Origin of the sequence: Cupriavidus sp. Agwp_2, from assembly GCF_040784895.1 — a bacterium.
Classification (GTDB): Bacteria; Pseudomonadota; Gammaproteobacteria; order Burkholderiales; family Burkholderiaceae; genus Cupriavidus.
Genome location: NZ_CP088084.1, coordinates 2125507 through 2148987, shown reverse-complemented (window position 1 = coordinate 2148987; position 23481 = coordinate 2125507). Strand labels below are relative to the sequence as shown.

The following is a 23481-nucleotide window of genomic DNA, read 5'->3' as shown; positions in this document are numbered from 1 at the left end:
ACTTGTCCTATCGCTGGGGTGGTTTTCGGTTGCGAGCCGCAGGGCGCGCCTGGCTGGCTGGCCATTGCATGGTTGTTGCCGCAGCGCTCGCTGACAAACGATTTTTTTGCCCGCTTCGCTTGCGATTTCCTCAAGCGTTCTAAAGCAAGATGCCCCGCTGCCGGAATGGTCGGCGGGGCGGGGGATGGCGGTTCAGGAGGGGGTAGCACCAGGCTAAACAATGGGGATTCATACGCAACTGCGAGTTGCTGATATGGCGGGCGCGGTCAGCGGCTGCTTGCTGGCCACGGGGACAGGCGACAAGCGCAAAAAAATGCAGAAGCATGCACAGGTGAAATCGGCAATGACGGAGGGCGCAGGCTGAACCCAGTGTGTCGACTAACGCATGGCGCGATGTGACCGAATGCGCTCAAGTGCGCTGGGCGAGCCTGGTACACCCCGAACTCATTCCGGTTTGCCCTATATTTGACGTGGCCAAGTCCGCGAACCCTGCCCCGGAAGCAGCGAGCGTTGGCGAGGAGGCCATGGAGGATTGGCGATGAACAATGACCCGGACGAAGCACGCGAAGCGCCGTCGCCAGATCCCGCAGCGAGTGCAGACCATCGCGAAGGCGACGATACCCTCGAGGAAGATTCGGTCCTGCGCGACCATCCTCGTTTCGAGCAGATGTTTCCGGTCCTCAGCGATACCGAGGTGGAAAGGGTGTGCCGCTTTGGCAAGCTGCGCCACTACCCGGCAGGCGATTTCCTCTATCGTGCGGGAAGCCTCTGCCCCGGTGTATTCGTGATCCTGTCGGGACAGGTTCGGATCATCATCCGCGACCGCCTGAATCGCCGGAAGATCATCCACACCTATTCGCGGCACGGCGAATTCACGTCGGATATCACGCAGCTTTCCAACAAGCCTGCCATCGTCGACGCGCAGGTCATCGAAGAGGTCAAGGCCGTGCTGCTGCGGCCCGATGAACTGAGTGCGCTGGTGATCAAGGAAGCCGATATTGGCGAGAAAATCATGCGCGCCCTGATCCTGAGGCGCGTCGTGGCAGTCGAACGTGGACGCGGGGCCGTCATTGTCGGCGCACCCGGCAATGCACGTTTCCTTGAACTGCAGAATTTCCTGCGCCGCAATAACTATCCCAATGTTGCGCTGGACGCCGAGCAGGACGCGGACGCCATTGCCTTTCTCAAGCGCCTTGCGCCGCAGCCCGACGATTTTCCGCTCGTCGTCTGTCCAAGCGGCACCGTGCTGCGCAATCCCGATGTCGGCCAGCTCGCATCTTGCCTGGGGCTGATCCCCGAATTCGATCCGAAGCATGTTTATGACGTGGCGATCATCGGCGCCGGCCCTGCCGGGCTTGCCGCGGCCGTCTATGCGGCATCGGATGGCTTGTCTGTCGCTGTCTTCGACTGCCGCGCGCCCGGCGGCCAGGCGGGCACCAGCGCGCGCATCGAGAACTACCTGGGCTTCCCCACCGGCATCACGGGCCAGGAACTCGCGGGCCGCGCGTTCGTGCAGGCCCAGAAGTTCGGCGCCCATATCGCGATCCCATGCGAAGTCAAGGCCTTGTATTGCGACAAGTACCCGCGCGTCCTCGAACTATCCGATGGGAAGCGCATCCTTGCCCGGACTGCGGTCATTGCGACGGGCGCGGAATATCGGCGCCCTGTCCTCGATGGACTTGAGCGTTTCGAGGGCTCCGGTGTCTATTATTGGGCGACCCCGGTCGAGGCCAGGGTGTGCCGCAAGGAACCGGTGGTGCTGGTCGGCGGGGGCAATTCCGCGGGACAGGCCGCGGTATTCCTTTCATCGCACGCCGAGCATGTGCACCTGTTCATCCGTGGCCCAAGCCTCGAACAAACGATGTCACGCTACCTGGTCGAGCGGGTTCGGTCGCTGCCAAACCTGACGCTGCATACCCGCATCGAACTCCAGGGGCTCGAGGGCGACGTGCAGCTCAGGCGCGTGCACTACCGCGGGGCCGGCGGTACCGAAGGCAGCATGACCACCCATCACCTGTTCGTATTTATCGGCGCCGAACCGAATACCGGCTGGCTGAAGTCTTGCGGGGTTTCGCTGGACAGCAAGGGCTTTGTATTGACCGGCACCGACACCGCCGCAGTGCAGACCTTGCCCTTGCAGACAAGTGTCAAGGGCGTCTTCGCAATCGGCGACGTACGTTCTGCGTCCACCAAGCGCGTAGCCGCCGCGGTGGGTGAAGGTGCAGCCGTGGTGGCACAGATCCATAGTCTGCTGGCCGAAGAGCGGAGCATGGTGCACCCCGGACCGGCCTGACCGCAGTCGGCCGTGCAATATCTGAATGGTTTGACAATACGACCTATTATGTGGAGGCACCCCATTGCAGACGCGCCTGGCGATGCCACCCTGGCTGTGTCGCTGGCGTCCGCCGGGTTCTACGATTGAGCGAGGTTGATAATCTCGGGAGAAAGAAATGAGAGCGATTGTTATCGCGGTAATTGCGGCCTTCGGAGCATCGCTAGCTCTGCCCGGCTACGCGCAAAAAGCTGTGGATCCATACACGCAGGGGGCCAAGGGAAAGGCGGATCCCTATACGGACGGTGCAAAAGCCGGGAAATTCGACACCTATACGGACGGTGCAAAAGCCGGGAAATTCGACGCGTATACGGATGGCGCCAAGTCCTCGACACGCACTGACCTGGCTCCGACAGTGAAGCCTGACCCGTATACCGATGGCGCAAGGGCTGGCAAGGCTGATCCATATACCGACGGGGCAAAAGCGGGCAAGGCTGATCCATACACCGACGGAGCCAAGAGCAAGCAGTAGCGGAAGTCTTTCGCTACGTGGCCTTCCCGGTTTGCCCGGGATGGCCGACAACGAAAGTCAAGGCCCGTCGCACACAGCGACGGGCCATTTTTGCTTAAGGCGTCATGCGCGATCCCGCTGCCGACGCTAGCGCCCCGCCGCGCTGTAGCGCATGGCAAATTGCCAACCAAGCTCTGCTAGCGGCACCGCCTTCCTGCCGGTGTCGACGGCATCCGCCGCGGCGGCGCTGCCGCTCCTGGCACGCTGGCCGATGCCGTGCATGATCGCCGCCAGCCGGAAGAAGTTGTAGGCGAGATAGAAGTCCCAGTGCTCGAGCGCATGCGTGCCGTTGGACTCGCCATACCAGCGCAGGTAAGTCGCCTCGTCGGGAATGCCCAGCGCCTGCAGGTCGAGCCCGCCGATGCCACGCCACAGGTCGGCCGGGATATGCCAGCTCATGCAGTGGTAGGCCAGGTCCGCAAGCGGGTGGCCGAGCGTGGACAGCTCCCAGTCGAGCACGCCGATGACGCGGGGCTCAGTGGGATGGAAGACGAGGTTGTCCATGCGGTAGTCGCCATGCACCACGCTGGTCTGCTCCGCGTCCGGGACGTGCTGCGGCAGCCAGTCCGCCAGCGCGGCCAGCGCCCGGTTATCGTCCATGCCGGCATCGCGGCACTGGCCGGCCCAGCGGGCGACCTGGCGCGCCACATAGCCGCCGCTCCGGCCATAGTCCGCCAGGCCGGCGGCGCGGTAGTCCACCCGGTGCAAGGCGCCGATCACCCGGTTCATCTCGCGATAGATCGCGGCACGCTGTCGCGGGGACTGGCCTGGCAGGGACTGGTCGTAGATCACGCGGCCCTGGAGGAATTCCATCACGTAGAACGGCGTGCCAAGGATCTCGGTGTCTTCGCTGTACAGGCAGACCCGAGGCACCGGCACCTCGCTGTCGCGCAGGGCCTGCATCACGCGGTACTCGCGGTCGATGGCGTGGGCAGACGACAGCAACTGGCCCGGCGGCTTCGTGCGCAGCACGTACTGCCGCGCGTCGCAGGCCAGCCGGTAGGTCGGATTGGACTGGCCGCCGGCCAGGCGCTCCACGGTCAGTTCGGGCCGTTCGGTCAGGCCTTCCGCGTGCAGCAGCGCCGCCAGGGCAGCGCTATTGAAAGCCGACGCGCCGACGGCGGGAACACCGGGGTTGCGTCCTTGCTGGATCATGACTTGTCTCCTCCCATTTGCTGCCGATGCCTCGCCTCAGGCGGCCTTGAGCATGTCCTCGACCACCTTCTTGGCGTCGCCGAACACCATCATGGTCTTGTCCATGTAGAACAGTTCGTTGTCCAGGCCGGCGTAGCCGGCCGCCATCGAGCGCTTGTTGACGATGATGGTCTTGGCCTTGTACGCCTCCAGGATCGGCATGCCGGCGATCGGCGACTTGGGATCGGTTTTGGCCGCCGGGTTGACCACGTCGTTGGCGCCCAGCACCAGCACCACGTCGGCCTGGCCGAACTCGCTGTTGATGTCTTCCATCTCGAAGACCTGGTCGTACGGCACTTCGGCCTCGGCCAGCAGCACGTTCATGTGGCCCGGCATGCGGCCCGCCACCGGGTGGATCGCGTATTTCACGGTCACGCCCTTTTCCGTAAGCGCTTCGGTCAGTTCCTTGAGCGCATGCTGGGCCCGCGCGACCGCCAGGCCGTAGCCCGGGACGATAATGACCGTCTCCGCATTGCCCATCAGGAAGGCGGCGTCATCGGCCGAACCCGATTTCACGTTGCGCTGGGCCTGCCCTGCCGGGCCGCTCGCGGCGGCGGCGTCGCTGCCGAAGCCCCCGAGGATCACGTTGAAGAACGAGCGGTTCATCGCCCGGCACATGATGTACGAGAGGATGGCACCGGACGATCCCACCAGCGAGCCGGCGATGATCAGCATCGGGTTGTTCAGCGAGAAGCCGATGCCCGCCGCCGCCCAGCCCGAGTACGAGTTCAGCATCGACACCACCACCGGCATGTCGGCGCCGCCGATCGGGATGATGATCAGCACGCCCAGCACGAAGGCAATCGCCAGCATGACCAGGAACGGCATCCATGCCTGCGTCAGGAAGAACGCGATGCCGAAGCCCACCATCGCCACCGCCAGCAGCAGGTTCAGCCAGTGCTGGCCGGCGAACACCACCGGCGCGCCCTGGAACAGGCGGAACTTGTAGCGCCCGGCCAATTTGCCGAAGGCGATCACCGAGCCCGAGAAGGTGATGGCACCAACGAAGCAGCCGATGAACAGCTCGATCCGGTTGCCCAGCGGGATGTCATGCGAACCGGCAGCCGTGATGCCGAACGCCGCGGGCTCCGCCACTGCCGCGACCGAAATAAACACCGCCGCCAGGCCGATCAGCGAGTGCATCGCCGCCACCAGTTCCGGCATCTTGGTCATCTGGACTTTCTTTGCCACATAGGCGCCGATGCCGCCGCCCACCACCAGCGCGGCCAGGATCAGCGCCAGGCCGGTGCCCGGCGCGGACGGGTCCGCCCCGCCGGACAGCAGTTCGCCCTTCAGCTTGAAGATCAGCGCCACCGTGGTAAGCGCCGCGACCACCATGCCGGCCATGCCGAAGGCATTGCCGCGCCGCGCCGTGGTCGGGTGTGACAGCCCCTTGAGCGCCTGGATAAAGCAGACCGACGCGCCCAGGTAAGACAGCGTCACCATATTCATCGACAGGCCATTCATTGCGCCACCTCCGCCAGTTTGCCGCCAGGCTGCCCCTTGGCTTCAGCCTGCGCCCTGGGTGCCTTCTTCCTGAACATCTCCAGCATGCGTTGCGTGACCAGGAAGCCGCCGAACACATTGACCGCCGCCAGCGCTACCGCCAGCGTGCCCATGGCGCGGCCAACGTAGCCCTCGGTCAGGCCGGCCGCCAGCATGGCACCGACGATGATGATGGCCGAGATCGCGTTGGTCACCGCCATCAACGGCGTGTGCAGCGCGGGGGTGACCGTCCAGACCACGTGGTAGCCCACGTAGATCGCCAGTACAAAGATGATCAGGTTGATCACCGTGTGGCTAACCATTTCCATCGATATCTCCTAGATTGCCGGTTCAGCTGGCCAGCGCCAGTTGCTCGCGCCGCGTCATCAGGCAGGCCGCGACGATGTCGTCGTCGGGGTTGATCGCGAGCTTGCCGTCCTTGTCGATCAGCAGCTTGAGGAAGTCGAGCACGTTGCGCGCGTAGAGCGCCGAGGCGTCGGCCGCCACCATGCTGGCCAGGTTGGTATGGCCGATGAGGATGACGCCGTGGCGCTCGACCACTTCGTCGGCCACCGTCAGTGGGCAGTTGCCGCCCTGCGCGGCGGCCAGGTCGACCACCACCGAGCCCGGCTTCATCTGCTGCACGGTAGCTTCCTGCAGCAGCACCGGGGCCTTGCGGCCCGGGATCAGCGCGGTGGTGATGACGATGTCGGCCTGGATCGCGCGCTGGTGCACCAGCTCGGCCTGGCGCTTCATCCAGTCCGGCGGCATCGGGCGCGCATAGCCGCCCACGCCCTGCGCGATCTCGCGCTCTTCGTCGGTCAGGAACGGCACGTCGAGGAACTTGCCGCCGAGCGATTCGATCTGTTCCTTGACCGCGGGGCGCACGTCGGACGCTTCGATCACCGCGCCCAGCCGCTTGGCGGTGGCGATCGCCTGCAGGCCGGCCACGCCGGCGCCGAGGATCAGCACGCGCGCGGCCTTGACGGTGCCGGCGGCGGTCATCAGCATCGGCATGAAGCGCTGGTAGTGGTGCGCGGCCACCAGCACGGCCTTGTAGCCGGCGATATTGGCCTGCGACGAGAGCACGTCCATGCTCTGCGCGCGCGTGGTGCGCGGCGCGGCCTCGAGCGCGAAGGCGGTCACGTTGGCCGCCGCCATGCGCGCGTTGTTCTCGGCATCGAAGGGGTTGAGCATGCCCACCAGCACGGACCCCGGCTTCATCTGTGCCAGTTCCGCGTCGTCCGGGGCGCGCACCTTGAGCACCACCTGTGCGCCCAGCGCTTCGGCGGCAGTGCCAATGGTGGCGCCGACCGCCTCGTACGCGCCATCGGGCTGGCTGGCACTCAAGCCGGCGCCTGCCTGGACGACTACCTTGTGGCCCTGGGCGACGTACTTCCTGACGGTCTCCGGTGTCGCGGCAACACGCGCCTCTCCCGCCCGCGTCTCAGTCGGGATCCCAATCTGCATATCCATCTCCGTGTGGTCCATCCGCGAGCGGGACGAACACCTTTGGTGCCGGGCGCCACCTGCCGGATCTGCGGCAAGGGGGCGCCGGATTGGCGGTACCACTCAGGGCGGTACAACTCAGGGCGGTACTACTCAGCGGGGCACGTCCCCTTCCAGCGTGACGCGGTTCAGTACCCGCTCGGCATTGCCGTAGTCATGCACGGCGTAGTGCATGGTGCAGCGGTTGTCCCACATCAGCACATCGCCCTCTTGCCACATATGGCGGTAGACGTTGTCCGGCGTCACCGAGTGCTCGTACAGGAAGTCGAGCAGCGGACGGCTCTCGGCCTCGGTCATGCCTTCGATGCACTGCGCGGTGTCGGGGTGGCCGACATAGAGCGCCTTGCGCCCGGTCTCCGGGTGCGTGCGCACAATCGGGTGCACGGCTGTCGGCACCCTGTCCGAACCGGTCATCCTGGCCAGCCGCGCGCCCGAGAAGCGGGCCCGCAGCCCTTCGATCATGCGCTGCATCGCCGGCGACAGGCGGTCATACGAGACGTACTGGTTGCACCACATGGTGTCGCCGCCGACCGGGATGGTCACCGCCGACAGGATCGAGATCTTCGGCGGCACCTCGGTATAGATCGAGTCGGAATGCCAGGCCTCGGTCGAGGCGGTTTCCTTGGGGATCTTGGTGACCTGGGCCAGTTCGGGGAACTCGGTCAGGCCCTTGAGCAGCGGGTTGCCCTGTACCGGCGTGCCCCAGCGCCGGGCGAACGCAACCTGGGCGGCAGGCTGCAGGTGCTGGCCGCGGAACACCAGCACGCCATGCTCCAGAAACGCCCGGTGCAGGATCCCGAAGCTGGCGTCGTCGAGCGGCTGGTTCAGGTCGACACCGGTCACGGCTGCTGCCACGGAGCCGGTCAGCGGCTTGATCTGGATTGTCATCATGTCTCCTCTTGTCTAAGGCTTTTCGGTGAAATCAGTCGACCAGCAGCACGATCTTGCCAACGTGCTGGTCTTGCTTCATGTAGGCATGCGCGGCGTCGATGTCGGTCATGGCAAAGGTCCGGTCGATCGGCAGCCGCACACGGCCCGCGCGCAGGAATGGCAGCATGTCCCGGGCGCAGGCCTGGATGCACTCCAGCCGCTCCTGTTCCGTGCGGGTACGGAAGGTCACGCCGATCAGCTGCAGGCGCTTGAGCCAGAGTTGCGCCAGGTCGATCTCGGCGGTCGCCGAGCCCAGCCGCGCGATATTCACCAGGCGGCCCTTGACCGCCAGGCTTTTCATGTTGGCTTCGAACACCGGGCCGCCGACCGTGTCGATGATGATGTCGACGCCCTTGCTGCCGGTGGCCTGCATGACCGCCTCGACCTGGTCGTCCCGCGAGGCGTCGATGCCGACATCCACGCCGTACTGGCTGATCTTGTCCAGCTTGGCCGCCGAGCGCGACGACGCAATCACCGGCCGCGCACCCATCAACGAGGCGATCTGGATCGCCGCCATGGCCACGCCGCCCGAGGCGCCGTTGACCAGCACCGACTCGCCCGCCACCAGGCGGCCGTTGGTGACCAGTGCGTCATGCGCGGTGATAAAGACGTTGGGGAAGGCCGCGGCATCGATCCACGACAGGCCATCCGGCACCGGGATCAGCGCCATCGGGTCGGCCACCACGTACTCCGCCTGGCAGCCGCGGCCATGGCCCATCACGCGGTCGCCCTTGCGCCAGCCGCTGACACCCTCGCCCACTTCCGCCACCTCGCCGGCGAATTCGACGCCGGTCGTGATCGTATTGCCGGTACGCAACTCCTTCGCCTGGTTGATCTCGCCACGGTTCAGGCCGGCGGCGCGCACCCTCACCAGTACCTGCCCCGCTGCCGCTACCGGCACGGGGATATCCTGCACTTCTACCTTGCCGCCCTCGGGGCCCGGCACTACACGGACTGCCTTCACTGCTGTCTCCTTTACCTGTCTGTCGACTTGTCTCTTGCTGTGTCTGTATCGGCTATGTGCCGCCCAGTGCCGTCGCACGGATCAGCGACAGCAGTTCCAGCGCGCGTTCGGCGGCGGCTTCGCCACCCGGGTAGTTGCCGCGTACGAACGGCGCCCGCATGTCCTCGATGGCGGCCAGGGTCTGCAGCGGCTTCTCCGCCGCCACCGCCAGCCGCCGGAATTCGTTGACCGTCAGCAGGTAGGTGTGGAACACGTCTTCCTGTGGCGATGTCGCGCCCAGCTTGTGCATCAGCGCGTTCAGCCAGTGCGTTCCCGCCAGCATCGCGCCTTCGATCGCCATCTCATAGTCGGCGCTGGTGCACTTCTGCAGCGATGCCTCGATGCTGCGGGCCATCGCCATGTGCTGTTCAATGTCCATGACGGCCCCCCTCCAGGCGCGCTTCCAGCAAATGCAGGCAGCGGCGCAGCGCGGCGTCGCAACCCCCGGCAATCTCGGCGGTCGGCGCCAGCCCCTCGCGCAGGCAGGGATCCCGGTAGTGCTCGATGTGCTCCATGGCCTCCATCATCTCGGCGATATCCGCGGGCACCGGCCCCTCCACTTTGGGACGGCCGACGTGCAGTACGTCGCCCAGCGGCCGGAACGCAGGCTTGAGGCTGCCATCGGGCTGCGGCACCAGATAGACGCCCGGTTGAGTCGGGAACCGGTCGTCGTCCAGCGTGATGCCGGCCTGGTGCAGTGCTGCATTGACGGCATGGGTACCGGCAGTCATGCCTGCCCAGAACCACAGCCCGAAGTCCTGCAGCGGATCCAGGCGCGCGCGCAGGGCCTGCAACTTCACGATCTTCTCCTTGTGTGACATGACGTTCATGTCCGACTTCTCCCTAGGTTCACTGCGTCGAGGTGGCGGCGCCAACCACATCGCCGTTGTCATGACGATAGACAGCGGCCGGACCGATGTCAACAAACTTCTATATAGGACTTACACCGCAGGAGTAGTGGTTTTTGCTGAGTTTGCCTATTTATTCTTGACTACGTGCGGGCAGATTCCCTACATTGGATCTCAACACCTATACAGGAGTTGATTAATGCACCGAGCCATCGTACTGAACCCGGCCGACAATGTGGCCACCCTGCTGGACGCTGGCGCGGCCGGCGAACCCTGTGCGCTCGAAGGCGAGCGCCAAGGCACGCTGGTGCTGCTGCAAGACGTGCCGTTCGGCCACAAGATCTGCATCGCCGACACGGTAGCGGGAGAAACCATCCTGAAGTACGGCCAGGTCATCGGCCGCGCCAGCTGCGCGGTGCGTGCCGGCGAACACATGCATGTTCACAACATCGAGTCGGCGCGCGCCCGCGGCGACCTGCAAAAGGGGTAAAGCAGATGGCGACAACCTTCCTCGGTTACCCGCGCGAGAACGGCGCGGTCGGCGTGCGCAACTGGGTCGCTGTGGTCTCCGTGATGGACAACTGCAACCCGGTCACCCGCACCATTGCCCGCACCGTGGCCGGCTGCATTCCGGTCACCACGCTGTTCGTGCGCGGCCAGTTCGGCGCCGACCTGGACTTCGCCTTCGAGTCGCTGGCCGGCCTGGGGCGCAACCCCAACATTGCCTCGGTGCTGCTGGTAGGCCTGGAGCCTTCGTCCACCGAAGAAGTGGCGCGCCGCATCCAGCTCAGCGGCAAGCCGGTCGAGCGCGTGCACCTGCAGCCCAACGGCACCGTTGACTGCATTGCCGAAGGCACCCGCAAGGCCACGCGCCTTGCGCTGGCCGCGTCCCGCGCGCGCCGCGTGCCGTGCCCGGTGTCGTCGCTGGTGATCGGCGTGGAGTGCGGCGGGTCCGATACCACCTCGGGCCTGAGCTGCAACCCGGTGATCGGCCGCATGGCCGACATGGTGATCGCCGAGGGCGGCACCGTGATCATCTCGGAAACGTCGGAGTTCATCGGCGCCGAACACCTGTTCGCCGAACGCGCCGCCGACGGACGCGTGCGCGAGGCCTTCGTCAGCGCGGTGCGCAACATGGAAAACCTGGCCATCTCGCGCGGCGTCGACATGCGCGAGGACCAGCCTTCGCCCGACAACAAGCGCGGCGGCCTGACCACGGTCGAGGAAAAGGCGCTGGGCGCCATGGCCAAGGCCGGCACCAGCCCGCTGGTGGGCGTGCTGCGCTACGGCGAGGCGCCGCAGAAGAAGGGGCTGCATTTCATGGACGCACCGGCCGCGGCAGTGGAAAATCTGACTGCGCTTGCCGCCGGCGGGTGCCAGCTCACCTTTTTCGGCACCGGTGTGGGCAACCCGATCGGCAGCATGGTGGCACCGACCGTCAAGGTGTGCGGCAACGTCAATACCCTGCACACCATGGCCGACAACATTGACTTCGACGTCAGCGGGGTCCTGCAACGCGGGGAAAAGATCTCCGACCTCGGCGAGCAGCTGTATGCCTATGCGGTGGATGTCGCATCCGGCACGCGGCTGACCAGCGAGGTGCTCGATATCCGGGAGACCGCGATCAGTCGATTCGCACTGAGCCTCTGAGCAACCATGACCAAACTTAACAGCGTCTCCGACGCGATCATCCGCTCCATCGAATCCGGCGCACTGCGCGAGGGCGACCGCCTGCCGTCGGAAGGCGAGCTGGCGGCCATGCACGGCGTAAGCGTGGGCACCATCCAGAAGGCGCTGATCCGGCTGACGCACTCGGGCTTGATCACGCGCGAACAGGGGCGGGGCACCTTCGTCTCCGGCACGCGCGTGGCGCCGGCGGACGTGCGCTACCTGCGCTTCCGCGACGAAGAAGGCAACGAACTGCCGTCCTACGTCCACGCACGCTCGGTCAAGCGCATCAAGCGCAAGGGACCGTGGGCGGAGTTCCTCGAAGGCGATGGCTACGTGCGGATCGAGCGCGTGATCAATGTCGGGGGTCGCTTTGACCTCTACAGCGAATTCTGGCTGCGCGAGGAAGACTTCGCGCAACTGGGCGGCCTGGACCGCGAGGCGCTGGAGAAGAACCTGCGCGAGCTGATCGGCCAGCGGCTGTCGCTGCCGACGTTGCGCGTGGACCAGTGGATCCGCTTCGGCACGCCGCCGTCAACGGTTGCCCGCGAGCTGGGCCTGGCCCCGGAGGCGCCGGCCTTCATCATGGAAATGCGTGGCTACACGCTGCGCGACCAGCCGCTCTACTACCAGTCGGTCTACGCTGCCCCCTTTTCGGAGCGGCTGATGATCGTGCGGGAGAAATCTTCATGACTACGCGAGTAAGCGCCCAGAGCCTGGAGCGCTGGACGTCTGCAGTGTTCGAATCGTGCGGCGTGGCGCCCGGGCAAGCCGCGCAGGCCGCCACCGCGCTGGTGCGCAGCGAGCTGCGCGGCTACAAGACCCATGGCATGACGCGCGTGCCCTCGTATGTCGAGCGCCTGCGCGCCGGCGACTTCAATCCGCGCGCCGCGATGTCTCACCGCAGCTTCGCCGGCGGCATTGTGCTGGACGCCGACGGCGCCATGGGCCAGATCGCCGGGCCGCATGCGGTGCGCCTTGGCCTGGAGGCGCTGGAATCGAGCGCATCCGTGCTGGTTGCGGTGCAGTCGTGCGGCCACCTCGGGGCACTGGGCATCCATGCGCTGCTGGCCGCCGAGGCGGGTGCCTTCTGCATGGTCGGACAACGCACCCCGCCCGTGCTGGGCATGGAGGGCTTCGCGCGCCCTGCCATCGGCCACAACCCCATCGCCTTCGGCTGCCCCCTGCCGGGCCATGCGCCGATCGTGTTCGACGTGGCCTGCAGCGTCGCCGCGCGCGGCCATATCCTGCTTGCCGCCCGCGAAGGCAAACCCATTCCCGAGGGCTGGGCGCTCGACGCCGAGGGCCAGCCGACCACCGATGCGCAGCGTGCGCTGGCCGGTTCGCTGCTGCCCACCGGGGGGCACAAGGGCATCGGCATCGCCATGATGGTGGAGTGCCTGGCCGGCGCCCTCGCCGCCACCGCCGACTCGCTCTCTCCCGAGCGCAACCACGTCGGCAGCGGCGGCGCCGTCGGCCGCCAGGGCGGCTTTGTCTGGCTCGTCAGGCCCGAAGCCTTCGCCGGCCAGGGCGTGTTCGCCGACTACATGGCCCATTGGAGCGGCAACTACCTTGCCGCCGGCGGCACCGACGCGAGGCTTCCGGGCCATCGCGGCGATGCCCTCGAGCGCGAAGGCCGCGAGGGCGGCATCACGCTGCCCGACGCCATCGGCCAGGAGCTGGCCGCGCTGGGCAGGCAACTCGCGATTCCGTTCCCGGCCTAGCCAGACATCCACGACGACATCACAGATAACCGGGCTACCGGCAGACGCCGGCCGCCCCTACTCAACCCCACACTGGCTGATTCCGTCCTATGAACGCTCCAATACTCCCTGATGCAGCCCGGAAGGCCATGGAAGCCGTGTCGATCGACGACAAGTACGCGCTGGAATCCGGCCGCGCCTACATGAGCGGCGTGCAGGCCCTGGTGCGGCTGCCGCTGCTGCAGCGGCGGCGCGACACCCTGGCCGGGCACAACACCGCCGCCTTCATTTCCGGCTACCGCGGCTCGCCCCTCGGCACCTATGACCAGGCCATGTGGCAGGCGAAGAAGTATCTCGCCGACAACCACGTCGTCTTCAAGCCCGGCGTCAACGAAGAGCTTGGTGTGACGGCCGTGTGGGGATCGCAGCAGCTCGACTTCGACGCGGCCAGCAAGAAGTACGACGGCGTATTCGGCATCTGGTACGGCAAGGGCCCCGGCGTCGACCGCAGCGGCGATGCGCTCAAGCACGCCAACCTGGCCGGCACCTCGCGGCTGGGCGGCGTGATCGCGCTGGCCGGCGACGACCATGTGTCCAAGAGCAGCACGCTGGCGCACCAGAGCGACCACACCCTGATCGCCTGCGGCCTGCCGGTGTTCTTCCCGTCCAACGTGCAGGACATCCTCGACCTGGGCGTGCATGCCTTCGCCATGAGCCGCTTCAGCGGCCTGTGGTCGGGCATGAAGACCGTGCAGGAGGTGGTGGAGTCCGGCGCCTCCGTCGTCACCGACTCCGACCGCGTCCGCATCCTGCTGCCGGAAGACTTCGCCATGCCCGAGGGCGGCCTGCATATCCGCTGGCCGGACGATCCGCTCGCGGCCGAGGCGCGCATGATGGAGTTCAAGTGGCCGGCGGCGCTCGCCTATGTGCGTGCCAACCGCCTGAACCGCAACGTGGTCGAGGGCCCCAGCGACCGGCTGGGCATCATCGCCAGCGGCAAGGCCTACAGCGATACGCGCCAGGCCCTGCTTGACCTCGGACTCGATGACGCCGCCTGCCGCGCGCTCGGCATCCGGGTCCACAAGGTCAGCGTGGTGTGGCCGCTGGAATCGCTCAGCGTGCGCGAGTTCGCGCACGGGCTGCGCGAAGTGCTGGTGGTGGAGGAAAAGCGCCCGCTCATCGAGCAGCAGCTCAAGGACGAGCTGTACCACTATCCCCCCGGGGCGCGCCCGGCCGTGTTCGGCAAGTACCACCACACCGACGGCGTGGGTGGCGAATGGAGCCACCCCAGGCCGGCCGAAGACTGGCTGCTGCGCGCCAAGGCCGACCTGTCGCCGGCGCTGGTGGCCAAGGCCATCGCCCAGCGCCTCAGGCTGCTCGGCGTGCCGGCCGACGTGGCGGCGCGCATGGACGTGCGCCTGAAGGAAATCGAGGCCAAGGAACGCGCCACCGCCCAGGGTGATTCGCGCGGCACCGACCGCCTGCCGTGGTTCTGCCCGGGCTGCCCGCACAACACCAGCACCCGCGTGCCGGAAGGCTCGGTCGCAACGGCCGGCATCGGCTGCCACGGCATGGTGGTGTGGATGGACCGCTCGACCTCCTCCTGGTCGCAGATGGGGGGCGAAGGCGTCCACTGGATGGGCCAGGCGCCGTTCAGCAAGCGCAACCACATGTTCGCCAACCTGGGCGACGGCACCTACAACCACTCTGGCCTGCTGGCGATACGCCAGTCCATCCATGCCGGCGTGAACATGACCTACAAGATCCTGTTCAACAGCGCCGTGGCGATGACCGGCGGCCAGCCGGTGGACGGGCAGCTTGACGTGCCGGCCATGTCGCGCGAGCTGGCCGCCGAGGGCGCCAGGCAGATCGTGGTGGTCACGGATGAACCGGACAAGTACAAGGGTGTCGCCAACCTGGCAACGGGCGTCACGGTGCGCCACCGCGACGAACTGGATGCCGTGCAGCGCGAACTGCGCGAAGTGAGCGGCGTCACGGCGATCATCTACGACCAGGCCTGCGCCACCAAGAAGCGGCGCGAGCGCAAGCGCGGCACCATGGCCGACCCGGCCCGGCGCGTGGTGATCAACGAGCTGGTTTGCGAAGGCTGCGGCGACTGCTCGGTGGAGAGCAACTGCCTGGCCGTGCAGCCGGTGGAGACCGAGTTTGGCCGCAAGCGCAAGGTCAACCAGGACACCTGCAACAAGGATTTTTCCTGCACCAAGGGCTTCTGCCCCAGCTTCGTCACCGTCGAGGGCGGCCAGCTCAGGAAGCCGTCGGCAGGCGGCAAGCGCCCTCCCGCCCCGGATGACATCCCGATGCCCGCGCTGCCCGACGCGGCGACGCCGCGGCGCATCGTCGTGGCGGGCATCGGCGGCACCGGCATCGTGACGATCGGCGGCGTGCTCGGCATGGCCGCGCACCTGGAAGGCAAAGGCGTCATCACCCAGGACGCCACCGGCATGGCACAGATGGGCGGTTCCACCTGGAGCCACATCCAGATTGCCGCCAGCCCGGATGCCCTGCATGCCAGCCGCGTCGATATCGCCATGGCCGACCTGGTGATTGCCTGCGATACGGTGGTGGCGGCCAGCAAGGCGTCGCTTGCCGCCATGTCGCCGGAGCGCACCTATGTCGTGCTCAACAGCCATGTCACCCCCACCGCCGCCTTTGTGCGCAATCCGGACTGGGACGCACAGGCCGGGGATGCCGTGGGCCGCATCGCGCAGGCTGTCGGCAATGGCCAGGTTGGCAGCTTTGACGCCGAACAGGTGGCAAAGGGCGTGATGGGCCAGTCCATCTACGCCAACCTGATGATGCTGGGCTACGCCTGGCAGAAGGGCCGCGTGCCCCTGTCGCATGCCGCGCTGATGCGTGCAATCGAGCTCAACGGCGTGCAGGTGGACAGCAACAAGGCTGCCTTCGAATGGGGCCGGATGTGCGCGCACGACATGTCGCGAGTGCCGGTGCGCGCCGCCGACGCACAGGTGATCCAGTTCGTGCGCAAGCTGCCGCTCGAGGAACTGGTGAAGCAGCACGCCGAGTTCCTGGCCGGTTACCAGAACCAGGCCTATGCGGCGCAGTACGAGTCGTTTGTCGGCCGCGTGAAGGCGGCGGAAGCGGTCGTGGGCGGCACCCGTCTGACTGAAGCCGTGGCGCGCTCGCTGTTCAAGCTGATGGCCTACAAGGACGAGTACGAAGTGGCCCGCCTGCACACCGGCGCCGCGTTCCGCAAGCAGATCGAGTCGATGTTCGAAGGCAAGGTCCGCCTGGTGCACCACCTCGCGCCGCCCATGTTCGCCAGGAAGAACCAGGACGGCCAGCCCGTCAAGGGCGCCTACGGTCCGTGGATGCGCACGGCCTTCGGTGTGCTGGCCCGTTTCCGGGGCCTGCGCGGCACGGCGCTCGATGTGTTCGGCTACACCGCCGAGCGCAAGGAAGAGCGCGCGCTGATCGCCGAATACCGCAGCTGCATCGAGGCACTGCTGCTGAAGCTGTCCGCGCAGAACCTGGACCTGGCGCTCGAGATCGCGCGCCTGCCGATGGAGATCCGCGGCTATGGACACGTCAAGGCGCGCAACCTGGCCGCCGTCCGGACGCGCTGGGACCGGCTGATGGCGCAATGGGAGAGTGCCGGGATCCGGCATGAGGCAAGCAGGCCCGGCGTGGCTGCCTGAAGAGAAATGGTGTAGCGAAGCCCCGCCACATCGCTGCGCGGGGACCGTCAGAAGACAACGAGGAGACAAAACCATGAAATCCGTACTGCACCGCGCCGGACACGCCCTGGGTGCCATCGCCCTCGCCGCCTGCGCCGCCAGCGCCCTGGCCCAGGGCGGCGGCTACCCGAACCGCCCTGTACGCATCATTGTGCCGTGGCCGGCTGGCGGTGGTGTCGATACCGTTACCCGCACCGTGGCCGAGAAGATGACCGCGAGCCTCGGCCAGCAGTTCGTGGTCGACAACCGGCCGGGCGCCACCGGGAACATCGGCGCCGGCATGGGCGCCAAGTCCGTGCCGGACGGCTACACGCTGCTGGTGGCCAGCGCGCCGATGGCCATCAATGCCAGCCTGCAGAAGAACCTGCCGTTCGACCTGGGCAAGGACTTCGCGCCGCTGGGCCTGATGGCGAGCTCGCCCTACATGCTGGTCGTCAATCCGTCGGTCGCCGGTTCGGTCAAGGAACTGGTGGCACGGGCGAAAGCCGAGCCCGGCAAGCTGAGCTATGCATCGGTCGGACCCGGCACCCAGCAGAACGTGGTCAGCGAGGTCTTCAAGGAGATGGCCCACGTCAACATCGTCCACGCTCCCTACAAGGGCGGCCCCCAGGCCCTGACCGACATGGCCGGCGGCCATATCCAGATGATGTTCCATGGCGTGCCGGCGGTGATGCCGTTCGTGAAGGGCGGCCAGCTCAAGGGAATCGCCGTGGCAAGCAAGCAGCGCCTGCCGCTGTTCCCCGACATCCCGACCATGTCGGAGGCCGGCTTCCCGGGCATCGAGGCAAGCGAGTGGTACGGACTGGTGGCGCCGGCCGGCACGCCGAAGGAGATCGTCGCGCTGCTGGGCAAGGAAATCGAGAAGGCACTGAATGCGCCCGGCGTGCGCCAGCAACTGGCCAGCAAGGGCTATGAGCCGGCGAACGGCAGCTCTCCGGACCAGTTCGCGACCTTCATGGCCGCCGAGCAGAAGAAATGGGCGCTGGCCATCAAGCAGACCGGCTTCCGGCTGGAATAGTGCACTGGCGCCCCGCTTGCGGGGCGCCGCACCCTTGCTCTCCTGACCGGGACGGGTCGCTTTCCAGGAAAATTGCCCGCTGCCCTCAAACCGGCTTTCCGAGCAACTTTTCGCGAGCGACCTCGACGACAAGGTCGCGCAGCCACTGGTGGGCAGGATCATGGCGGTAGCGCACATGCCAGGCCATCTCCACCGGGAATGTGCCCAGGTCGACCGGCGCGGCCAGTATCTTCAGCCGGGCATCGCGCGCCAGGTGGCGACAGATCAGGCCGGGCAGCGTGGCGCAGTAGTCCGTCGCGGCGATGATTTCCGGAATGGCCAGGAAGTGCGTCACCGATATCGCGACCTCGCGCCGCAGGCCGTGGCGTTGGAGCACCTGGAACAGGCCCGCGCGCAAGCGGCCGGGCGGCAGCACGTTGACGTGCTTGAGCTGCTCATACTGCTTCTTTGAGATCCGCTTGTTGACTTGCGGATGGTCGGCGCGCAGCACGCAGGCCAGGCCATCTTCCATCACGGGCTGCACGACAAGGTTGTCCGGCGGGTCGATGATGCGGCCCAGCACCATCGCGGTCGCCCCGGATGTCACGCCCGTCTCCGCCAGGTCCGCCCCGAACGGCACCAACCGCAGCCGAATGCCCGGAGCGCGCTCGCGCAGCCGCGCGACGATGCCTGGCACCAGCACGAATTCGACGTAACTGTTCGGCGCCAGTGTGAACAGGCGATCCGCCTTCTCCGGGTTGAAGCCCTGCTGGCCGAGCACCAGTTCGTCCAGGCGGGCGACAGCGGCGGCGATGCCGGGGGCCAGCGCTTCGGCCTTCTCGGTCGGCTGCATGCCGTACCGTTCACGGATGAACAACGGATCCTGCAGCATGTCGCGCAATCGACCCAGCGCGTTAGACAGCGCCGGCTGCGTCATCCCCAGCCGCTCGGCCGCGCGGGTGACGCTGCGCTCTTCCATGAGCGCGAGAAAGACGGGCAACAGGTTCAGGTCGTAGCGCATGCAGTCATATTGCTGACGATATAACTTGAATTCAATAAATAAATTGGATCAATGCATCTCCGCCAAACATACTGCATTGCAACGAAGCGCTGCTGCGCCGGTCTTCCCGGCAGGCGGCAAGCCCCTCGCCTCACATTGCAAATGCCCTCAGCAAACCGGAGCTGCCATGTCTTCTGAAGCCCTTTTCTCCCCTACCCGCCTGGGTGCCATCGACGTCCGCAACCGAATCGCCATGGCGCCGCTCACGCGGTCGCGCGCAGGCATGGACGGCATCCAGACGCCGCTGGCCATCGACTATTACGGGCAGCGCGCTTCCGCGGGGTTGATCATCACCGAAGCCACCAACATCTCGCGCCAGGGCCGTGGCTACGCTTACACGCCCGGCCTCTACACCGATGCGCACGTGGCTGCCTGGGCACCCGTGACCAGGGCAGTCCATGCAGCCGGCGGCCGTATCGTGGTCCAGTTGTGGCACGTGGGGCGCATGTCGCACGTCAGCTTGCAGGAGGGTGGCACCGCGCCCGTAGCACCTTCCGCGCTCCAGGCCGGCGGCAACGTCTTCACCGAAGCGGGACACCTGCCGCCCTCCATGCCGCGAGAGCTAGCCACCGGGGAGATCGCCGGCATCCTGGAGGACTACCGACAGGCTGCACGCCGCGCGAAGGATGCAGGCTTCGATGGCGTGGAAGTGCATGCGGCCAATGGCTATCTGCTGGAGCAATTCCTGCGCGACAGCACCAACAATCGCGAAGACCGCTACGGCGGCTCCATTGAAAACCGCGCCCGCTTTCCGTTAGAAGTGGTTGAAGCCGTTGCGGACGTCTGGGGCGCCGATCGCGTGGGGCTCCGCCTTTCGCCGCTCTCCACCGCAATCGGCGACACGCCGCTGGACAGCACGCCGATGGAAACGCATAACTACCTGGCTCGCCGACTCGGCGAGATGGGGTTGGCCTACCTGCATGTCGTGGAAGGACAACTGCACGGCGGTAACGACGGAAACGGCGGAAGCGGCGCCGGCCTGTTTGATGCGCAGGCGCTTCGCGCGGCATTCCGCGGTGCCTACATTGCCAACAATGGCTATGACCGGCAGCGCGCGCTGGACGCCACCGCTTCGGGTCACGCGGATATGATCGCCTTCGGCAAGCCCTTCATTGGAAACCCCGACCTCGTCGAGCGGTTGCGGCTGGAGGCTCCCCTGCATGACGCCCCGGTGGCCACATACTTCGGTGGCGGCGCGCAGGGCTACACCGAGTTCGCACGCACGTAGCCGCACACACGGAAGCCGGCCACCAGCCACCTCGCACATTACGTCGGGGTGGACTGGCCAGCCCGGCGTGGCTCCCATTCCAGCCAGGCCCCTATTCCGAAAACAGTTCGATGAACTCGTTGCGCAGCCACTGATTCGCAGGATCGCGATGATACCGGGCATGCCAGAAAAGATTGATCTGGATAGCCGGCAGCGCGAACGGATGGTTGACATACCTGAGCCCGAAGTACTTGGCACATCGTTCCGCAAACGTCCAGGTTACGGTGGCGACCAGGTCCGTGGTGGCAATGATGTCCGCCAGTGCCACGAAATGCGGGACGCGCAAGCGGATGCTCCGCTGTACGCCGCCCTTGGCAAGGATCTCGTCGACCCGGGCATGGCCCGTGCCTGCCGCCGTGACCACGACATGCTCCGCGGCTTCGAAGTCCCGCATGCTGACCTTCTTCTTGTCCATCGCGTGGCCGGGGCGGAACAGGCAGACGTATCGCTGGCGAAACAGGCGCCGCTGAAAGAATTCCGTACTGAGTTCAGGCAGGTGGCCGACAGCGAGGTCGATCCTCCCCTGGCTCATCTCGGCCGGCAGGTCGACCGCCGTATTGCGCACCGTGGTCACCGTCACGCCTGGCGCACGTTGCCCAAGCGCACCCATCAGCGGCGGAATGAAGTGGACCTCGCCGATATCGGTCATGGCGATCCGGAATGCGCGTTCGCTGCGCAAGGGATCGAATGTCATCTTGCGACTGAGCGTTGCCTGCAGCGACTCCAGCGCCTGGCCAACCGGCTCGGCCAGTTCCTGTGCAAGTGGTGTCGGCAGCATTCCCTTGCTGCTCCGTACAAACAGTTGGTCACCCAGCAGGGTGCGCAGCCGCGCCAACGCATTGCTGACGGCCGGCTGGCTCAGGTTCATGGCCCTGGCCGTTCCGGAAACGGTTCCCTGCCGCAGTAACTGATCGAACACGACGAGCAGGTTCAGGTCGACGTCCCTCAATTCCATCGCGCGCCTTTATTGATTTCGTGAATATCGACTATAGCCGGGATTCTATTGGCTTATTGAGGTCGATGTCCGATGATCCTTTCCATACGAAAATACAGACGGAGACGCCCCATGAATCTCGCCCGCCTCTGGCAATAGCCCGCGCCAGGGAATCCCTCCCTGCCTGAAGTCAGCCCAAGCACACAGACGTCGCACAGGCCCACCGGGCCCGCGCGCGGACTCCGTTCGCACCTTTGGAAACCCGCCATGGCAACTGCCTCCCATGAAGATCGCCCAGTGTGGGCCGACGACAGCATCAGCCGCATCCCGTTCCGCGTCTATACGGACACGCAGCTTTACCAGCGCGAGCTCGAACGCTGCTTCTACCGCGGCCACTGGAACTATGTCGGCCTGGAGGCCGAAATCCCGAACCCCGGCGACTTCAAGCGCACCACGCTTGGCGAGCGTTCCGTGATCCTGGTGCGCGACCAGGACGGCGAGATCAACGTCATCGAGAACGTGTGCGCCCATCGCGGCATGAAGTTCTGCCGCGAGCGCAGCGGGAACCGGAAGGATTTCCACTGCCCCTACCACCAGTGGAACTATGACCTGAAGGGCAACCTGCAAGGGGTGCCACTGCGTCGCGGCGTCAAGCAGGACGGCAAGGTCAACGGTGGCATGCCCGCCGACTTCAAGCCGCAGGAGCACGGGCTCACGCAACTGAAGGTCGCGACACGTGGCGGGGTCGTGTTCGCTTCGTTCGACCACGACGTGCCCTCGCTCGAAGCCTACCTCGGGCCGGACATCCTCGGCTACTTCGACCGCCTGTTCAATGGCCGCAAGCTGAAGGTCCTTGGCTACAACAAGCAGCGCATTCCCGGCAACTGGAAGCTGATGCAGGAGAACATCAAGGACCCCTACCATCCCGGCCTGCTGCATACCTGGTTTGTCACGTTCGGGCTCTGGCGGGCGGACAACAAGGCCCGCCTGGTGATGGATGCCGAGTTCCGCCATGCCGCGATGGTGTCGACCCGCGGCCAGGGCGGCAAGAGCGACGTGACCTCCGGCGTGTCCAGCTTCAAGGACCAGATGGCCCTGCACGACGACCGCATTCTCGACATCGTCCACGAACCATGGTGGGGCGAGCCAACCGCGGTGATGATGACGGTGTTCCCGAGCGTGATCTTCCAGCAGCAGGTCAATTCGGTGTCCACGCGCCATATCCAGCCCAACGGCCCCGACTCCTTCGACTTCGTCTGGACGCACTTCGGCTTCGAGGACGATACCGGGGAAATGACGCGGCGCCGACTGCGCCAGGCCAACCTCTTCGGCCCCGCGGGCTTCGTGTCGGCCGACGACGGCGAAGCCATCGAATGCTCGCAGGAAGGCTTCTCCCAGAAGCCCTGGCATCGCGTGATCGCCGAACTGGGCGGGAAGACCGCGGAAAACACGGAGCACATGGTCACCGAGACCCTGATCCGCGGCATGTACGCCTATTGGCGCAAGGTGATGGAGGTCTGAGGCCATGAACTTCACTGACTACTACGCACTGCTCGCCCTGTACGCCGACTACACCAGCGCCGTGGACAACGGCGAATGGGACCGCTGGCCGGAGTTCTTCACCGAGGACTGCCTCTATCGTGTCCAGCCGCGCGAGAACCATGAGCGCGGGCTGCCGCTCGCCACGCTGTCGCTCGAAAGCAAGGGGATGCTGAAGGACCGCATCTATGGCATCCGGGAGACGCTCTTCCACGATCCCTACTACCAGCGCCACCTTGTCGGAACGCCCCTGATCCGCGAGGCCAGCGCCGACAAGATCGTGGCTGAGACGAACTATGCCGTGCTGCGCACCAAGCCGGACCAGATGACCGATGTGTACAACGTTGGCCGCTACCTGGACACCATCGTGCGCACGCCCGAGGGCTGGCGCTTCGCGTCACGCATCTGCGTATTCGATAGCGAGATGATTCCCAACTCGCTGATCTACCCCATCTAGCAGGAGCCATTCATGACTGAAACCTGGATCGAGGCAGCGCTGCTGTCCAGCGTCCCGCAGGACGATGTGATCGCCGTGGCCGTGGAGGGCAGGGAGATCGCCCTGTATGGGGTCGACGGCGACGTCTACGCGACCGACAACATCTGCACGCATGGCCACGCGCGCCTGTGCGAAGGCTTTCTTGAAGGACACGAGATCGAGTGCCCGCTCCATCAGGGCAGGTTCGACGTCCGTAACGGCGCAGCGATGTGCGCCCCGCTGACCGAAGGCATCCGTACCTATCCGGTCCGTATCGAAGGCGACAGGGTCTACCTCGACCTCGGCTGAA

The 23481-nt window shown here is 66.0% G+C and carries 22 protein-coding genes; 12 read left to right on the top strand and 10 right to left on the bottom strand.

Annotation, left to right across the window (positions count from 1 at the left end; genetic code table 11):
* The first annotated feature begins 538 nt into the window (after positions 1-538).
* Both LPA45_RS27460 and LPA45_RS27455 read left to right on the top strand, forming a co-directional pair.
* Positions 539-2293 (top strand): FAD-dependent oxidoreductase, encoded by a 1755-nt coding sequence (locus LPA45_RS27460; RefSeq protein WP_317920051.1) that lies wholly within the window; start codon positions 539-541, stop codon positions 2291-2293.
* A gap of 157 nt (positions 2294-2450) precedes the next feature.
* Complete coding sequence (locus LPA45_RS27455) at positions 2451-2804, top strand: hypothetical protein (RefSeq protein WP_116323102.1); 354 nt, start codon at positions 2451-2453, stop codon at positions 2802-2804.
* A gap of 126 nt (positions 2805-2930) precedes the next feature.
* On the opposite strand, the gene LPA45_RS27450 is transcribed toward LPA45_RS27455, so the two are convergent.
* From LPA45_RS27450 to LPA45_RS27415, 8 genes are all read right to left on the bottom strand, one after another.
* A complete protein-coding gene (locus LPA45_RS27450) occupies positions 2931-3998 on the bottom strand; it encodes a phosphotransferase family protein (RefSeq protein WP_116323103.1) in 1068 nt (355 codons plus the stop codon).
* 36 nt (positions 3999-4034) lie between these two features.
* Positions 4035-5504: an NAD(P)(+) transhydrogenase (Re/Si-specific) subunit beta gene (locus LPA45_RS27445; RefSeq protein WP_271815859.1), complete on the bottom strand. Its 1470-nt coding sequence runs from the start codon at positions 5502-5504 to the stop codon at positions 4035-4037.
* Complete coding sequence (locus tag LPA45_RS27440; RefSeq protein WP_195429349.1) at positions 5501-5851, bottom strand: NAD(P) transhydrogenase subunit alpha; 351 nt, start codon at positions 5849-5851, stop codon at positions 5501-5503. The genes LPA45_RS27445 and LPA45_RS27440 overlap by 4 nt, the downstream gene beginning before the upstream one ends.
* Positions 5852-5873: 22 nt before the next feature.
* On the bottom strand, positions 5874-6992 hold the full coding sequence (locus tag LPA45_RS27435) for a Re/Si-specific NAD(P)(+) transhydrogenase subunit alpha (RefSeq protein ID WP_271815860.1): 1119 nt from the start codon (positions 6990-6992) through the stop codon (positions 5874-5876).
* A 132-nt stretch (positions 6993-7124) separates the two neighbouring features.
* Positions 7125-7919 (bottom strand): TauD/TfdA family dioxygenase, encoded by a 795-nt coding sequence (locus tag LPA45_RS27430; protein WP_116318965.1) that lies wholly within the window; start codon positions 7917-7919, stop codon positions 7125-7127.
* Positions 7920-7953: 34 nt separating this feature from the next.
* Complete coding sequence (locus tag LPA45_RS27425; protein ID WP_317922850.1) at positions 7954-8925, bottom strand: zinc-binding dehydrogenase; 972 nt, start codon at positions 8923-8925, stop codon at positions 7954-7956.
* Between the two features lie 52 nt (positions 8926-8977).
* Complete coding sequence (locus tag LPA45_RS27420) at positions 8978-9343, bottom strand: hypothetical protein (protein WP_116318967.1); 366 nt, start codon at positions 9341-9343, stop codon at positions 8978-8980.
* A complete protein-coding gene (locus LPA45_RS27415; RefSeq protein WP_116318968.1) occupies positions 9333-9794 on the bottom strand; it encodes a hypothetical protein in 462 nt (153 codons plus the stop codon). The genes LPA45_RS27420 and LPA45_RS27415 overlap by 11 nt, the downstream gene beginning before the upstream one ends.
* A 217-nt stretch (positions 9795-10011) precedes the next feature.
* On the opposite strand from LPA45_RS27415, the gene LPA45_RS27410 reads away from it, so the two are divergent.
* From LPA45_RS27410 to LPA45_RS27385, 6 genes are all read left to right on the top strand, one after another.
* Positions 10012-10302, top strand: coding sequence for a UxaA family hydrolase (locus LPA45_RS27410; protein WP_116318969.1), 291 nt, complete (start codon positions 10012-10014; stop codon positions 10300-10302).
* Between the two features lie 5 nt (positions 10303-10307).
* Positions 10308-11462: a UxaA family hydrolase gene (locus LPA45_RS27405; RefSeq protein ID WP_116318970.1), complete on the top strand. Its 1155-nt coding sequence runs from the start codon at positions 10308-10310 to the stop codon at positions 11460-11462.
* Positions 11463-11468: 6 nt separating this feature from the next.
* Positions 11469-12173 (top strand): GntR family transcriptional regulator, encoded by a 705-nt coding sequence (locus tag LPA45_RS27400; protein WP_116318971.1) that lies wholly within the window; start codon positions 11469-11471, stop codon positions 12171-12173.
* The gene (locus tag LPA45_RS27395; protein WP_116318972.1) at positions 12170-13204 is read left to right on the top strand and encodes an Ldh family oxidoreductase; all 1035 of its coding nucleotides are present in this window, start codon (positions 12170-12172) and stop codon (positions 13202-13204) included. Before LPA45_RS27400 ends, LPA45_RS27395 begins: the two co-directional genes overlap by 4 nt.
* Before the next feature lie 89 nt (positions 13205-13293).
* On the top strand, positions 13294-16860 hold the full coding sequence (locus LPA45_RS27390; protein ID WP_116318973.1) for an indolepyruvate ferredoxin oxidoreductase family protein: 3567 nt from the start codon (positions 13294-13296) through the stop codon (positions 16858-16860).
* Between the two features lie 73 nt (positions 16861-16933).
* Complete coding sequence (locus tag LPA45_RS27385) at positions 16934-17917, top strand: tripartite tricarboxylate transporter substrate binding protein (protein WP_116318974.1); 984 nt, start codon at positions 16934-16936, stop codon at positions 17915-17917.
* An 85-nt stretch (positions 17918-18002) separates the two neighbouring features.
* Here LPA45_RS27385 and LPA45_RS27380 read toward each other — a convergent pair whose 3' ends face one another.
* On the bottom strand, positions 18003-18917 hold the full coding sequence (locus LPA45_RS27380) for a LysR family transcriptional regulator (RefSeq protein WP_317922851.1): 915 nt from the start codon (positions 18915-18917) through the stop codon (positions 18003-18005).
* Between the two features lie 166 nt (positions 18918-19083).
* Here LPA45_RS27380 and LPA45_RS27375 point away from each other — a divergent pair, with 166 nt between their 5' ends.
* Positions 19084-20184 (top strand): alkene reductase, encoded by a 1101-nt coding sequence (locus tag LPA45_RS27375; RefSeq protein ID WP_317922852.1) that lies wholly within the window; start codon positions 19084-19086, stop codon positions 20182-20184.
* 91 nt (positions 20185-20275) lie between these two features.
* Here the strand turns inward: LPA45_RS27375 and LPA45_RS27370 are convergent, their stop codons facing one another.
* The gene (locus LPA45_RS27370; protein WP_116318977.1) at positions 20276-21178 is read right to left on the bottom strand and encodes a LysR family transcriptional regulator; all 903 of its coding nucleotides are present in this window, start codon (positions 21176-21178) and stop codon (positions 20276-20278) included.
* A 246-nt stretch (positions 21179-21424) separates the two neighbouring features.
* Here LPA45_RS27370 and LPA45_RS27365 point away from each other — a divergent pair, with 246 nt between their 5' ends.
* Genes LPA45_RS27365 through LPA45_RS27355 form a run of 3 tightly spaced genes read left to right on the top strand, consistent with a single transcriptional unit; the run spans position 21425 to position 23480 of the window.
* Positions 21425-22678 carry an aromatic ring-hydroxylating dioxygenase subunit alpha gene (locus LPA45_RS27365; protein ID WP_116318978.1) on the top strand — a complete coding sequence of 418 codons (1254 nt, stop codon included), beginning with the start codon at positions 21425-21427 and terminating at the stop codon, positions 22676-22678.
* Between the two features lie 4 nt (positions 22679-22682).
* Positions 22683-23153, top strand: a complete 471-nt coding sequence (locus LPA45_RS27360; RefSeq protein ID WP_116318979.1) for an aromatic-ring-hydroxylating dioxygenase subunit beta — start codon at positions 22683-22685, stop codon at positions 23151-23153.
* 12 nt (positions 23154-23165) lie between these two features.
* Positions 23166-23480 carry a non-heme iron oxygenase ferredoxin subunit gene (locus LPA45_RS27355; protein WP_116318980.1) on the top strand — a complete coding sequence of 105 codons (315 nt, stop codon included), beginning with the start codon at positions 23166-23168 and terminating at the stop codon, positions 23478-23480.
* The last annotated feature ends 1 nt before the right edge of the window (position 23481 follow it).

Coding starts and splice junctions, on each gene's coding strand:
- LPA45_RS27400 (WP_116318971.1), top strand. CDS start 11,469: ATGACCAAACTTAACAGCGTCTCCGACGCGATCATCCGCTCCATCGAA.
- LPA45_RS27460 (WP_317920051.1), top strand. CDS start 539: ATGAACAATGACCCGGACGAAGCACGCGAAGCGCCGTCGCCAGATCCC.
- LPA45_RS27395 (WP_116318972.1), top strand. CDS start 12,170: ATGACTACGCGAGTAAGCGCCCAGAGCCTGGAGCGCTGGACGTCTGCA.
- LPA45_RS27380 (WP_317922851.1), bottom strand. CDS start 18,917: ATGCGCTACGACCTGAACCTGTTGCCCGTCTTTCTCGCGCTCATGGAA.
- LPA45_RS27385 (WP_116318974.1), top strand. CDS start 16,934: ATGAAATCCGTACTGCACCGCGCCGGACACGCCCTGGGTGCCATCGCC.
- LPA45_RS27355 (WP_116318980.1), top strand. CDS start 23,166: ATGACTGAAACCTGGATCGAGGCAGCGCTGCTGTCCAGCGTCCCGCAG.
- LPA45_RS27415 (WP_116318968.1), bottom strand. CDS start 9,794: ATGAACGTCATGTCACACAAGGAGAAGATCGTGAAGTTGCAGGCCCTG.
- LPA45_RS27455 (WP_116323102.1), top strand. CDS start 2,451: ATGAGAGCGATTGTTATCGCGGTAATTGCGGCCTTCGGAGCATCGCTA.
- LPA45_RS27445 (WP_271815859.1), bottom strand. CDS start 5,504: ATGAATGGCCTGTCGATGAATATGGTGACGCTGTCTTACCTGGGCGCG.
- LPA45_RS27450 (WP_116323103.1), bottom strand. CDS start 3,998: ATGATCCAGCAAGGACGCAACCCCGGTGTTCCCGCCGTCGGCGCGTCG.
- LPA45_RS27370 (WP_116318977.1), bottom strand. CDS start 21,178: ATGGAATTGAGGGACGTCGACCTGAACCTGCTCGTCGTGTTCGATCAG.
- LPA45_RS27405 (WP_116318970.1), top strand. CDS start 10,308: ATGGCGACAACCTTCCTCGGTTACCCGCGCGAGAACGGCGCGGTCGGC.
- LPA45_RS27360 (WP_116318979.1), top strand. CDS start 22,683: ATGAACTTCACTGACTACTACGCACTGCTCGCCCTGTACGCCGACTAC.
- LPA45_RS27435 (WP_271815860.1), bottom strand. CDS start 6,992: ATGCAGATTGGGATCCCGACTGAGACGCGGGCGGGAGAGGCGCGTGTT.
- LPA45_RS27420 (WP_116318967.1), bottom strand. CDS start 9,343: ATGGACATTGAACAGCACATGGCGATGGCCCGCAGCATCGAGGCATCG.
- LPA45_RS27375 (WP_317922852.1), top strand. CDS start 19,084: ATGTCTTCTGAAGCCCTTTTCTCCCCTACCCGCCTGGGTGCCATCGAC.
- LPA45_RS27410 (WP_116318969.1), top strand. CDS start 10,012: ATGCACCGAGCCATCGTACTGAACCCGGCCGACAATGTGGCCACCCTG.
- LPA45_RS27440 (WP_195429349.1), bottom strand. CDS start 5,851: ATGGAAATGGTTAGCCACACGGTGATCAACCTGATCATCTTTGTACTG.
- LPA45_RS27430 (WP_116318965.1), bottom strand. CDS start 7,919: ATGACAATCCAGATCAAGCCGCTGACCGGCTCCGTGGCAGCAGCCGTG.
- LPA45_RS27365 (WP_116318978.1), top strand. CDS start 21,425: ATGGCAACTGCCTCCCATGAAGATCGCCCAGTGTGGGCCGACGACAGC.
- LPA45_RS27390 (WP_116318973.1), top strand. CDS start 13,294: ATGAACGCTCCAATACTCCCTGATGCAGCCCGGAAGGCCATGGAAGCC.